This is a genomic window from Botrimarina mediterranea, from assembly GCF_007753265.1.
Lineage (GTDB): Bacteria > Planctomycetota > Planctomycetia > Pirellulales > Lacipirellulaceae > Botrimarina > Botrimarina mediterranea.
In genome coordinates this window covers 1,954,199-1,967,046 of record NZ_CP036349.1, presented here as the reverse complement: position 1 = coordinate 1,967,046, position 12,848 = coordinate 1,954,199, and the positions used below count along the sequence as shown (strand labels likewise).

Sequence of the window (12,848 nt, the reverse complement as noted above, 5' to 3'; positions counted from 1 at the left end):
CGTCAACCCGTAAAGAAAAGTCTTAGCCGAGGGCGGAAGCCCACGGCGGTAGCTGAACTGGGCCCGCTGCGCCGTTGGCTGCCGCCTACCGCCGGGGGGTCTTGTTGACGTCGAGCGCTGCGGAAATCTCGTCGCGGACGGAATCGTCTCCTTCGAGCAGTGAATGTCGATTCAGCGCCGAGATCGCCGCTTCGGTACCCAATCGTCCCAGCGCCCAGGCCGCCGCCGCCCTAACCAGCGGCTCGCTGTCGCGTAAACCGCGGGCGAGGGCCGCCTCAGAACCCGCCGCGCGGGTGGCGCCGAGCACCAGGGCGGCGTTGCGTAAGAGGCCCCGTCGCTTCGGACGCCAGAGCGGCGTCTTCAAGAAGCGTCGGCGGAACGCGTCGTCATCGAGCTCAAACAGCGGCGCCAGCTCAAGGGGATTGCTCTTTTCAAGTGGCCAGAGTGCCTGTTCGGTCGCCGGTTGCGAATGCCGGTTCCAAGGGCAAACGTCTTGGCAAACGTCGCAACCAAAGAGCCATTCGCCGAGACCTTCACGCAGATCGGGCGATGGCAGGTCGGGATGCTCGATCGTCAAGTAGCTGATGCAGCGTGACGCGTCCAGCAGCCGCGGCGCGACAAACGCCTGCGTGGGGCAAGCGTCGAGGCACGCCGTGCACGTGCCGCAGTGGTCGGTCTCGTGCGGCGTGTCGTAATCGAGCGGCGTGTCGGTTAGCACCGACGCCAAGAAGAAGTAGCTACCCCGGCTCTTGTTGAGCACCAGCGTGTTCTTGCCGACCCAGCCGAGGCCGGCAAGAACCGCAAATTCGCGTTCGAGTAGCGGCGCTGTGTCGATGATACAGCGCGTGTTCGATCCCGGCCGCCACTCTTTGATCGCGTCGGCGATCCTGTAGAGCTTCTTGCGCACGATGTCGTGGTAATCACGGGCGCCCCATGCGTAGCGCGAGACGCGTCCCTCACCCAGCTGCGGAGCTTGCGGCTCGGCGGTTCGGTAATCGAGCGCAAACATCAGCACGCTCCGAGCGCCGTCGAGCAGCCGCTCGGGGTGCGCATAGTCTTCCAGACGTTCGGCGATGTAATGCATCTCACCCACGTAGCCCGCCGCGAGCCACTCGCCGAGCCGAGCGAATCCCGTCGGCGTCACCGCGGGGGCCACGCCAGCCATTGAAAAGCCAGCCTCCCCCGCCAGGGCCTTCACGCGTCGGGTCAACTCGGCGTCGTTCATCGGGCTTCGTAAGAGGGCGACGCGGGCCGTTTGGAGGGCTTACAACCGGAATTGGCGGGTCTAGGCCGCGTAATCGGACCCCGGCGCCAAAATTATTTGGACCCGGCCGCGGCCGCAATTAGCGTGGAGTGAGCTAACCGGCTCCCCACCTCACCGCTCACGAGCCCTCCTCAGCTTACGAGACCGCCCGCCATGCGTTACCCCCTCCTGCTCGCCGCCCTCGCCTCTTGCGGCATCTTCTCGTCATCCGCCGCCAACGCCTACTGGTGGACTGGCGCCGGCATCGGCATCGGCCAACTGTACCGCTCGCTCGACTACCCGATCGAACGCCGCGTCCCGTACTTCGCCGCCCACCCACCTGTCTACTACAGCACGCCCGTGCCGCGGACCTACGGCTACAGCCCGTTCGCGTACACGCCGGACACCCGCACGCCGGAAGTCGCCGGCGGCTGCGTCCAACCGGTTGAGATCATCAACCCCTACGTGCCGAGCTCGACAGAAGAGTCGGCGCCTAAGAGCAAGACCACTAGCAAAACGATCCGCAACCGCACGATCAGCCACGGTGAAGATGGCCAACGCGGAGCGGTCAAACAGCTGCCAACCGGCCCGCTGATGATCATCAACCCCTACGTATCGGCCACGTCGCGGACGATCTGACGCGTTACGAACTCTGAAGTTAATTCCCATCAAGGGCGTCGCCGACTCGTCGGCGACGCCCTTTTTTGCTTTGATGGGAGGTGAATACGCAGCGCGTTCGTCGGGAGGCCGGTAGGTGTATCCAACGTGGTTCACTCCGGTCGCTGACGCTTACGGCTAGCCTTCATCCTGCCCACTGCCTTCTGCCCACGGCCCACTCCCCATGCCCCGCGAAACGCTCTTTACTAAGATCGTCGCCCGTGAGATCCCGGCCGACATTGTCTACGAGGACGACCTCTGCCTCGCTTTCCGCGATATCGCGCCGCAAGCGCCGACGCATGTGCTCGTAGTTCCAAAAGAACCCGTCGAGTCTATCGACTCACTCACGGCCGACCACCAAGAGCTGGCGGGCCACATGATGCTCGTCTGCAAGAAGGTCGCAGCGGCGGAAGGCTTGTCGGCCGGCTACCGCGTCGTCATCAACAACGGCAAGGACGGCGGACAGTCGGTCGATCACCTGCACTTCCACGTCCTAGGCGGTAAGTCGCTGAAGTGGCCGCCGGGCTGAGCGGGGAGATGATCGATGGCAGATGACGGACGATTGAGATGACGGCGAGCCGTAAGCGTCAGCGACCGGAGCGAATCACCGTCCACGTCACCATCACGATAGACGCGGAGCCGTAAGCGTCAGCGCCCGGAGTTGTGGTGGGTACACGGATAACCCGGCGCTGCTCCGGGCGCTGACGCTTACGGCTCGCCCCTCTCTATCCTCTGCCGTCTATCGACTGTCATCTCTTCAAAACGCGACTGGCAAATCCACCACCCGCGCCAGCCGGTCCAGGTAATCGTCCCGCGACACCTCCGCCGCGCCGAGACTTCCGGTGTGGGCGGTCCACTGCTGGATGTCGAGCAGACGGAAGCCCCGCTCGTTGAGATGCTGTACGAGAGACGCTAGCGCCACCTTCGACGCGTCGGTCTCGCGGTGGAACATCGATTCGGCCGCGAACAGGCCTCCCACTGCGACGCCGTAAACGCCGCCGACGAGCCGGCGCGAGTCGCCCTCCATGATCCACGTCTCAACGCTGTGAGCGTGACCGAGCCTGTGCAGCCGTGCATACGCGGTGCGGATCGCCTTGGTAATCCACGTGCCCCCCTCTCGACCGGGGCCCGTTGCACAGCCGTGCATGACGCCGGCGAAGTCCTGATCGAAAGTGACCGCGAAGCGTCCGCTCCGCATCCGCCGCCGCAACCGCGATGAAGCCTTAAACCCATCGAGGGGCAAGATGCAGCGAGGGTCGGGCGACCACCACAAGAGCGGGTCGTCCTCGCCGGTTGGCCACGGGAACACGCCGTGCCGGTAGGCGTCGAGCAGCCACTCCGGCTCCATGCGCCCGCCGACCGCCACCAACCCCTCAGGATCGGCTAGTCGAGGGTCCGGAAACCGCGAGCCGGGTTTCGCTTTTGAGCGCGACGCTGCCATGCGGCTAGTGTACGCGAGGCGAAGAGCATTGGCATTAGGAATCGGTCGCGCAGGGGATTAGGCCTCGCGGCTGATGGCCCTTTCCCTGGGGCCCCTACGCCCCTCTCCCATCACCACGGCAGCTTCACCTCGTCGAGCATTTGATCCCACTGCAAGTCCTTCGGGCGGGCTCCATTGGGCCACTCACGATACGTCACACGGCACGTGAATCGCGGGCGGAGCCACACGGCGGACTCGGATGTCTTTACGAACGGCCGCGTTGCGAGGCTACGCTCAAACTTCTTCAGAAGCTCGATGGCCTCGGCGGCTTCGATCGCGGGAGTGACCTGGCCGACGTACTGCAACTTGCCGCCGGAATCTGTCGCGAGCAATAGAGACTGGATGCCGCCCGACTTGCCGGCGTGGTAGCCGATGATCAGGCACTCAAGCTTCTCGCGAGGCTTGACCGCCGCTGGAGGCTTGCCGGCGGCGTCGCCGCTCAGTTGATCCACGCCGGCATCGCCGGCGAATTCGTTGACCGCTTCTTCGAGGCTCTTGTTGTCGTCTCCCTTAGCCTGAGAGGCGGCGCTAGCGATGGCGCCCACGAGCGATTGCTTTGGCGGCGCCTTGAAGCCCCAGTCGAGCAGCCGCTCGTACGGCACGCCGCCCACGATCAACGCCGCCGACAGGGCCAGCGAGACGCCGAAGTTGCCGCCGTTGGCGATGGCGATGTACTTGGGAAGCCCGCTAGCAATCTGCTTCCAAGTCTTCAGCGGCTTGATGATGAGATCAGCGACGCCGAAGTTGGCGTCTTCGAACGAGCAGAGCACAAAGGCCACGACGTGGCAGACCGCGGCGATCGACAGACCGCCGACCAATCCACCAACGCCGCACCAGGTTTGCAGCGTCGGGTTTCCTAGCGTCGCAAGGCGCGCCGCCACGCCGGCGGCGACGCAAGCGAGCGTCGTGCCGACCATCAGCCAGCCCCACCACGGGATCAGGCTCGCCCAGACCGCAAGGTGCTTCTCCCAACCGGGCTGCTTCGGCGCCGCAGCGCCCTCCGCGACTGCCGCCTGGGGGCCGAGCATGACCGCCTCGTAGGCGTCGTCGATTTCGACATGGATCCCCAGCACCGGGTACCAGCCACAGTGCTGACAGGCGGCGGCGGTGTTCGGTCGCCCGCATTTCTCGCAGGCGGGCCCGAGGGCGGCCGGAAACGCGGTCTCTGGGGCCAGGGAGGGTTCAATCGGCTGCTCGTCGAGGGTCGCTTGGGACACGGCGGCGGGCTCCACAGCGGGCGTTTAGTGAGGCGGGTGTCCCGCGAGTTCGGCGCGAACCGGGGCGTCTGGGAAACGTAGCTCACTCTGGGGGGAACCACGCCCCGCTCGGTGCGCGGATAAGACCGGTCGTACCGGTCGCTCCAGGTGCGTGCCCCGACTGGGGCCCCTCGCTATACTGACAAGTAGTGCGGCGGTTCTCGCTCCCGGTCGGGTCGGCGGCGCCAAGTCCCACAATCTCTACCGCGTCCCCTCTAGGCCCCACGGAATGGAGAACGACCTGCACTCGGCGGCGGACGACCCCACCGCCACTGCGCCGGAAGTCTCGACGCCGGCTGTCCCCAGCGAGTCGTCTACAGAGCGGCGGATGTTCGACAAACCGAACCTCCAGCTCCACGACCCCGACCCCTACGCCTTCGCCAACCGCATCCGCAAGCTCGTGGTGATCGCGAGCCTGCTGGCGTGCTTGGCGGCCGCGCCCTTCTTCTCTCGGGTCTTTGCCTACCAGGTCCGTCGGGGCCAGATGCAGGCCGAGTACGAAACGGCGACGAAGGCGCTGGGCGAAATGGCGCCGCAGCTCAAGGCCTTCGAAGAGGCCTCGCGGTCGATTGCCCGCAAGGTCGGCCCCAGCGTCGTCAGCATCAACCGCCTGACCCTCTCTCGCGGCGGCCGGACGATGTTCCAAGGGATCGGCTCGGGCTTCATCGTCGATCCTGAGGGCTACGTCATCACCAACTATCACGTCATCAACCAAGCCGAACGGCTCATTGTCCGCTTCAGCAACGGCGAGAGCTCCGATGCATCGATCGTTGGCGGCGACCAGCGCACCGACCTCGCGGTGCTGAAGATCGACGGCGGCAATCTCCCAGCGCTCGAGTGGGCCGACAGCGACCAGCTCCAGATGGGCGACCTCGTCTGGGCCGTCGGCAGCCCCTTCGGCCTGGAAAACAGCATCACGTTCGGCATCGTCAGCTCAACGTCGCGCCGTCGTGACAGCGGCATCACCGAAGATATCTACCAAGAGTTCTTCCAATCCGACGTCGCCATCAACCCGGGTAACTCGGGCGGCCCGATGGTCAACCTCGCCGGCAAGGTCGTTGGCGTCAACACGATGATCGTCGGTGAGTCGTACGCCGGCGTCTCGCTGTCGATCCCCAGCCGCGTAGCGCGCGACCACTACGAGCAGATCCGCGAGAAGGGCTTCGTCGAACGCGGCTTCCTCGGCATCGACCCCTCGGCGCCCACCACGACGCTGCGTCAGAAGCTCGGCCTGGAGCGTGGCGAGGGCGTCGCCATCAACAACCTCCGCACCAACACTCCTGCCGCCGACGCTGGCCTCCGCAACAACGATGTCATCCTCCAGTGGAATGACCACAAGGCGGTCGATCCGAGCCTCCTCAGCCAACGTATCGCCGCCACCGAGGTCGGCTCCGAAGCAAAGGTCGTCGTCCGCCGGTTGGAGAACGGCGCTCCCGTGGACAAAGAACTGACCGTCCGCGTCGGCCGCCGAACCGATGTGGGACGCTGAGGCGACCCCCAAATAACAGGCGAGCCGGGAGCGTCAGCGACCGGAGTGAAGTAGGTACACGCATTCGTGTGCGGGAAAGCGCTTCACTCCGGTCGCTGACGCTCCCGGCTCGCCATTTGGTAGGATAGCGTTCTCACATTCGAACCGCACGTATCGCCTGCGATCACCCCGATCACCAACATCCCCCTGTCTCCTTTTGAAAACGCAATGCCAAGGAAGAATCACCTGTGAGCTTCGCCGGGGCTGACGACGCCAAGGAACGGGTCCGCCAAGCCACCGACATAGTCGATCTGGTCGGCAGCTACTTGCAGCTGCGCAGGCAGGGACGCGGCTACGTCGGCCTCTGCCCCTGGCACGACGACTCGAAGCCCAGCTTCCAGGTGAATCCCGACCGGCAGTCGTTCAAGTGCTGGGTCTGCGATATCGGTGGCGACGTCTTCTCGTTCCTGATGAAGATGGACGGCCTCGAGTTCCGCGAGGCGCTGGAGCAACTCGCCGACCGCGCCGGCATCGAGCTACGTCCCGCCCAGCCAGGGCAGCGCATCGAGCCCGGCTCGCCCGGCGACAAGAAGACGTTGCTAGCCGCGATGGCCTGGGCCGTCGAGCGGTACCACCACTGCCTACTCGAAGCCCAACAAGCCGAGCCCGCGCGGGCCTACCTCGCCGAGCGCGGCGTCTCGGCTGAGGCCATCCAGCGTTTCCGCATCGGCTTCGCGCCGCAGGGCTGGGATTGGCTTCTCAAGCAGGGCCCCGGCGCCGGCTACTCGCCCGCCGTGCTGGAACGCGTCAACTTGATCGCGTCGCGCAGCTCGGGCGACGGCTACTACGACCAGTTCCGCGGCCGCGTGCTCTTCCCGATCCGTGACGTGCGCGGCCGGCCCGTCGCGATTGGCGGGCGGATCATTCCGCAGCTAGCAGAGGCTGAGGCGCGCCCCGATTACAAACCGGCCAAGTACGTCAACTCGTCGGAAACGCCCATCTACTCCAAGAGCCACACGCTCTACGCCCTCGACTTGGCGAAAGAGGGCTCGTCGCAGCTTAGCGAGCTGGTCGTTGTCGAGGGCTACACCGACGTCATCGCCTGCCATCAGGCGGGCGTCACGAATGTCGTCGCCTGTTGCGGCACCGCGATGGGCGAGGGCCACCTGAAGCTCGTCCGCCGCTTTACCGACCGCCTCGTGCTCGTGCTCGACGGGGACGAGGCCGGCCGGCGCCGTGCTAGCGAGCTGCTGGAACTTTTTATCGCTAGTCCGATCGATCTTCGGATTCTGACCTTGCCTGGAAGGCTCGATCCGTGTGATTTTGTAGCGTCACATGGAAGTGACAAGTTCGCGGACCTGGTCGCCCAGGCCCCGGACGCCCTCGAACACAAACTGCAGAGCGTGACCAACGGAATGGTCCTCTCAGCTGACAACACGCACGCCGCGACGCGCGCCGCCGAGCAAATGCTCGCGACGCTCGCGCGCACCCGCCCGCTGCTCGGCGAAGCGCCCAGCGCGTTCTTCTTGCGTGAGCAGTCGATCGTCGGCCGATTATCACGGCGCCTCCGTCTCCCCGAAGAAAGCCTCCGCAAGCGGCTCAGCGAACTGCGTCAGTCGGCTGACTCCAAGCCGCTGGTCGCCGCCCGCGTCGAAGCGATCGAAGACGCCGCCCCCCGCCGCGTCCGCGCCACGGAGCTTCCCTCTTGGGAGCGAGAAGCGATTGAGCTGATGCTGCTCGGCGACGACTTCGCTCAGAAGCTCACGCAGGACCTCGACGAGGTCGACTTCCACGGCGCTGCCCGCGAGCTGTTTGTCGCCTTCCGCGACGCGGCCCTCGCCGGCGAGGCCACATACGAACACCTGATGTCAATCATCGAGGACGAGCCGCTAAAGATGCTGCTCATCGAGATCGATGAGCTTGGTTCGGGACGCACCACCAGCGACCCGGTCAAGCGACTAAACGACCTTCTGCTCATCCGCCAGCGTCGCCATGAGGGCGCCGCTCGCGGCGAGCAGATATCGGCTCTCCGCAGTGGAGAGCTCTGCGAGAGCGAAGCGGACCAGGCGGTCGCCGCCTTGTTTGCTTCGCGAAAACGCCACGAGACAGGTTCCCCGTCCACGGAAGGATAGGGTGTCTCGTCGGTGAGGCCCGCCGCGTTGTGCACGCCCCCGCACCGCACACCGCGATCGCGCCGCCCGTTGTCACCTCGAATGTGCGCACGACGCGCGCCAGGGAGTGTTGACCCATGCCTCCAGTTGCAACCACCACCGAGCCGCAGCTTTCGCTCTACACCGGTCCGGAAGAAGACGTCGTCGAAGTCGCCGCTGACGCGCCCGACTTGCTCGACGCCCCGGCGCCCGCCGCCGAATTTACGCCCGACGGCCGTCCCTCTCGGATGGATACGCCCACCGGACCGCCCGCGGGCATCCCCGGTGGCGTTGACGCCGCGCTGCGTCGCATCGTCGCCCTCGCCCGTCGCCAGGGCTGCCTGTACTACCACCAGGTCTACAACTACCTGCCGGACGAGACCTACGGCACCGACCAGATCAACGCCCTGCTGTCGGCCGTCGAAGGCCTCGGTGTCGAACTGCGTGAGCCGCCCGGGACCAAGCCCCGCTTCGAAGAGACGCAGGTCTACGTCGAGGGCGATCGCTCGTCGCTACTGCGTGACGGATTGCCGACATCGTCGAGCGACCCAATCCGCATGTACCTCTCGCAGATGGCGGAGATCCCGCTGCTAACGCGTGAGGAAGAGATTAACCTCGCCAAGAAGATTGAGCTCACCCGCAAGCGGTTCCGCCGAAATCTGCTCCGCTCGTTCTACGCCCTCGAGGCAACCGTCAAGGTGCTCGAGAAGGTCCAGGCCGGCGAGCTGCCCTTTGACCGCACCATCAAGGTGTCGCTCACCGAACGGCTCACCAAGGAGCAGGTCTCTGCCCGCCTGCCGCACAACCTGCGGACGCTGCGGGCGCTGATCGAGCAGCAACGGGCCGACTACGCCTTGATGGTGGACCGTCGCGTCACCGAGCCCTCGGCGAAGAGCGAGGCCCGCCAGCGTTACGTCCGCCGTCGCGAGAAGATGCTCTCGCTGGTCGAAGAGCTGAGCCTCCGCACGAAGCGCGTCAGCCCGCTGATCAAGGAGCTGCGTGACTACGCCGACCGCATCGACGAAGTCCGCCGCGAGCTGGCCGAGCTGAAGGCCTCGGGCGCGCCGGAGGACAAGGTGCACTCGGTGCGGGCCGAACTCTTGCAGATCACCAAGCGTGTCTGCGAAAGCCCGGCGAGCCTCCGCCGCCGCGCCGACATGGTCGCCCGGCAGTACCGCGAGTTCGAGAACACCAAGCGTGAGCTCTCGAGCGGCAACCTGCGGTTGGTCGTCTCGATCGCCAAGAAGTACCGCAACCGCGGCCTCTCGTTCCTCGACCTGATCCAGGAAGGGAACACCGGCCTAATGCGGGCGGTGGATAAGTACGAGTACCGCCGCGGGTTCAAGTTCAGCACGTACGCCACTTGGTGGATCCGCCAAGCGATCACCCGCGCTATCGCCGATCAGGCCCGGACGATCCGCATCCCGGTGCACATGATCGACGTGCTCACCAAGCTGCGCAATACGGCGAAGAAGCTCCAGCAGGAGTTGGGCCGAGAGCCTAGCTACGAGGAGATTTCGATCGCCGCAGAGGTGTCGATCGAAGAGACCGAACGCGTGCTCGACATCGGCCGTCATCCGGTGAGCCTCGACCGCCCCGTCGGCGACGGCGACGACTGCTCCTTCGGCGACTTCGTCGAAGACCATGGCACCGACAACCCGTCGAAGCTCGCCAACAACGGCCTCTTACGTGAGCGCATCGAAGAGCTGCTCAAGACGCTCACCTTCCGCGAGCGTGAGATCATCCGCCTGCGTTACGGCCTCGCCGACGGCTACAGCTACACGCTGGAAGAGGTCGGTAGGATCTTCAAGGTGACGCGCGAGCGTGTCCGCCAGATCGAGGCCAAGGCCGTTGCAAAACTCCAGCACCCAGTCCGTAGCGGGATGCTCGCAAGCTTCGTCCCCGAGGCGCCGGAGGTCGAAGGCTTCGTGATTGATCCGATCGACGACGAGGCCGACACGCTGCAAGAAGCGGCGTGAGTGCTTGAACGTTGCTGTTGACCAACAACCCCGGGGCCGGCGACGCGATCGCGTCGCCGGCCCCGGGTGCTTTCTAGTGGCGCGACAGACACACTGTACCGATAGTCCGTGAGCCCACGACGCGAGTCGTGGGAGTGCCCTGGCGCCCGCTTCCCTCCCACGACTCGCGTCGTGGGCTTGCTGTCAAACGCGGGACCAACCCCGTCCCCGGGGCTTGCCACCCCGCCGCCAGCGCCGCATAACCCTAAAGAGCCCTGCACCCGCTTCCGCTACCCGACCTTTTCCAATATGTCATCGTCCGTCACCGCCGCCGCCCTGCGCGAGTTGCACCGGCTGCACAGCCAGCTCTCCGACTTGCGGGGGCGGCTCGACCGTGGGCCGAAGCAGATCACCGCCCACAAGGGGAGCGTCGCTCAACTCGAAGCGGCCCTCGACGCCGCGAAGGCGCTGTCGCTCGACACCCGCAAGGCCGCCGACCGCAAGCAGCTGGACGTGAAGGCCCAGGAGGACAAAATCGCCAACTGGGAGAACCAGCTCAACAGCGCCAAGAGCAACAAGGAATACCACACCTTTCAGGAACAGATTGCCGCGGCGCGGATGGCGGCTAGCGTCCTCGAGGACGAGACGCTTGAACTCCTCGGCCGCATCGACGAGACCGCCGCCGAAGTCCACCGTCATGAGGAACGCCTCGCCGCCGGCCAAGCCGAGCTCAAGAAAGTCGAGACGAACGTCGCCGCCAACACCGAAGTCCTCAAGGCAGAGGTGGCTCGTCTCGAAGCCGACCTCGCTGTCGCTGAGAAAGCACTGCCGGATGACTTCAAAGCCGACTACCGCCGCGTCGTCGATCGCAAAGGCGCCGAGGGCCTCGCCCCCTGCGAAGAGGGCGTCTGCCAAGGCTGCGGCCAATCGACCACGCTACAAATGCAAGCCGACCTCCGGGCGTCAAAACCCGTCTTCTGCAAATCCTGCGGTGTGCTGTTGTATTTGCCGGAGTAGGTTTGAAGTGTTGAGGGGTCAGGGGCTAAGGGAAAAGCAGCGTTTGAGCCACGCCCGTCAGGAAATGGCGTTCACCCCGCGAAAGCCATTCACCACTCCGTGGATGGCGAGCCGGGAGCGTGAGCGACCGGAGGGTTGCAGGTACTTCAGTTCGCCGCGCTTTTCCGCGCCGCAACTCCGGTCGCTCACGCTCCCGGCTCGCCACGCGCCTTTACTTCCCCTCTCAAAGCTGAAACAATACCGACCCAACAGCAGGGCCCCCCACGGGCCCTGCTTCTTTTACATAGCGAAACGGGAAATCCCCGCGTCCACCGTCCTCAACCCCTAGACTGTCCCCACTTCCATGTCCGACATCATCCCCATGACCCGCGTCGGTTACGACAAGTTGCGGGCCGAACTCGACGATCTCGAGAACGTGAAGATGCCGGAAGTGTCGCAGCGCGTCGCCGACGCCCGCGCCGAGGGAGACCTCAAGGAGAACGCCGAGTACCACGGCGCCCGCGAGTCGCAGGGGATGCTCCAGGCCAAGATCAACTACCTGAAGGACAAGCTCTCGCGCGCGGAGATCGTCGATATGTCGAAACTGCCCAAGGACGAAGTCGTTTTCGGCTGCACTGTGACGGTCAAAGACCTCGACTTCGGCGACACCGAGCAGTTTACGCTCGTCGGCGCCGGCGAAGAGGATTTCGATGAGGGCAAGATCAACGTCACCAGCCCGCTCGCCCAGGGCCTGATCGGCAAGAAGGTTGGCGACACCGCCGAGGTCGAAGTCCCGGCCGGCGTCAACAAGTTCAAGATCCTCGAAATCGCGTTTGAGGAATAGCGACTCGACACAGCTCGCCACGCCAAGCGACAGGGAGCCGGAACGCGTTAGCACCCAGAGTTGAAGCGGAGAGACGCTAAGCTGAGCGTGTACCCGACGCAACTCCGGGCGCTAACGCGTTCCGGCTCCCTGATTATTCCAAGTCGAAGTTGATCGTGCTTCAGGCCGCTTCGTTCGCAAGCACAATCCGCACGTCGGTCACCGTCATCCCAGCGCCCAGCGCCGCTTGCAGGCCTGCGTCGGCGTCTTCGAAAGCGTGGCATTTCTTCGCCTCGACGCCCATCATCTTCGCGGCGGTGAGGAACAGGTCCGGGGCCGGCTTCGGAGCGATCGGGTCGTCGGCCGTCAGGATCACGTCGAACCAGTCGAGCGCGCCGATCCCTTCGAGGGCGCCGACGACGTTCAGCCGGCAACCACCCGACACCACCGCCATTGGCAGCACGCCGCGGTAGCGCCGCGCTGTCTCGACCACCGGCTCGATCGCGCCGACCTCGCTGAGCCGCTCGCGGAAGCGGCCTTCTTTCGCGTCGAGAAACTCCAGCGCGTCGATCGACACGCCGTGCTCGGTGTTGATGATGTCGAGGATAATGTCGGTCGGCTTGCCGGCGTGCACGTCAATGAAGCCCTTCGGCAGCTTCACGCCGAAGGGCAACAGGCATTCGTCCCACAGCAGCGTGTGCAGCGGCATTGAGTCAACCAGCGTGCCGTCACAGTCGAACACCAAGCCAGCCGTGCCGGCGGGGATTTCAATCATCTTTTTACTTGCGCGCTTTTTGTTGCGAGAGAGTCGCGAGGT

The 12,848-nt window shown here is 65.1% G+C and carries 11 protein-coding genes; 7 read left to right on the top strand and 4 right to left on the bottom strand.

All coding sequences use genetic code 11. The annotated features are described in order from the left end of the window. Nucleotides 1–85: 85 nt before the first annotated feature. Nucleotides 86–1,225 carry a tRNA epoxyqueuosine(34) reductase QueG gene (queG, locus tag Spa11_RS07845; protein ID WP_145110400.1) on the bottom strand — a complete coding sequence of 380 codons (1,140 nt, stop codon included), beginning with the start codon at nucleotides 1,223–1,225 and terminating at the stop codon, nucleotides 86–88. A 192-nt stretch (nucleotides 1,226–1,417) separates the two neighbouring features. Here queG and Spa11_RS07840 point away from each other — a divergent pair, with 192 nt between their 5' ends. Both Spa11_RS07840 and Spa11_RS07835 read left to right on the top strand, forming a co-directional pair. After that, nucleotides 1,418–1,882 carry a hypothetical protein gene (locus Spa11_RS07840; protein WP_145110380.1) on the top strand — a complete coding sequence of 155 codons (465 nt, stop codon included), beginning with the start codon at nucleotides 1,418–1,420 and terminating at the stop codon, nucleotides 1,880–1,882. Nucleotides 1,883–2,084: 202 nt separating this feature from the next. Next, nucleotides 2,085–2,429, top strand: coding sequence for a histidine triad nucleotide-binding protein (locus Spa11_RS07835; protein WP_145110377.1), 345 nt, complete (start codon nucleotides 2,085–2,087; stop codon nucleotides 2,427–2,429). Between the two features lie 228 nt (nucleotides 2,430–2,657). On the opposite strand, the gene aat is transcribed toward Spa11_RS07835, so the two are convergent. Together aat and Spa11_RS07825 are read right to left on the bottom strand one after the other, a co-directional pair. After that, nucleotides 2,658–3,341 carry a leucyl/phenylalanyl-tRNA--protein transferase gene (gene aat, locus Spa11_RS07830; protein WP_145110374.1) on the bottom strand — a complete coding sequence of 228 codons (684 nt, stop codon included), beginning with the start codon at nucleotides 3,339–3,341 and terminating at the stop codon, nucleotides 2,658–2,660. 110 nt (nucleotides 3,342–3,451) lie between these two features. After that, the gene (locus Spa11_RS07825; protein ID WP_145110371.1) at nucleotides 3,452–4,597 is read right to left on the bottom strand and encodes an ATP dependent DNA ligase; all 1,146 of its coding nucleotides are present in this window, start codon (nucleotides 4,595–4,597) and stop codon (nucleotides 3,452–3,454) included. Between the two features lie 268 nt (nucleotides 4,598–4,865). Here Spa11_RS07825 and Spa11_RS07820 point away from each other — a divergent pair, with 268 nt between their 5' ends. From Spa11_RS07820 to greA, 5 genes are all read left to right on the top strand, one after another. Continuing rightward, nucleotides 4,866–6,125 carry a S1C family serine protease gene (locus tag Spa11_RS07820; RefSeq protein WP_145110368.1) on the top strand — a complete coding sequence of 420 codons (1,260 nt, stop codon included), beginning with the start codon at nucleotides 4,866–4,868 and terminating at the stop codon, nucleotides 6,123–6,125. 227 nt (nucleotides 6,126–6,352) lie between these two features. Next, entirely contained in the window at nucleotides 6,353–8,236 is a 1,884-nt protein-coding gene (gene dnaG / locus Spa11_RS07815) for a DNA primase (RefSeq protein ID WP_145110365.1), read from the top strand. Nucleotides 8,237–8,502: 266 nt separating this feature from the next. Continuing rightward, a complete protein-coding gene (locus Spa11_RS07810) occupies nucleotides 8,503–10,233 on the top strand; it encodes a sigma-70 family RNA polymerase sigma factor (protein ID WP_145116933.1) in 1,731 nt (576 codons plus the stop codon). 288 nt (nucleotides 10,234–10,521) lie between these two features. Further along, the gene (locus tag Spa11_RS07805) at nucleotides 10,522–11,229 is read left to right on the top strand and encodes a zinc ribbon domain-containing protein (RefSeq protein WP_145110362.1); all 708 of its coding nucleotides are present in this window, start codon (nucleotides 10,522–10,524) and stop codon (nucleotides 11,227–11,229) included. Between the two features lie 343 nt (nucleotides 11,230–11,572). Then, nucleotides 11,573–12,052, top strand: a complete 480-nt coding sequence (gene greA, locus Spa11_RS07800; RefSeq protein ID WP_145110359.1) for a transcription elongation factor GreA — start codon at nucleotides 11,573–11,575, stop codon at nucleotides 12,050–12,052. Nucleotides 12,053–12,212: 160 nt separating this feature from the next. Here greA and Spa11_RS07795 read toward each other — a convergent pair whose 3' ends face one another. Further along, nucleotides 12,213–12,806, bottom strand: a complete 594-nt coding sequence (locus Spa11_RS07795) for an HAD family hydrolase (RefSeq protein WP_145110356.1) — start codon at nucleotides 12,804–12,806, stop codon at nucleotides 12,213–12,215. Between the last annotated feature and the right edge of the window lie 42 nt (nucleotides 12,807–12,848).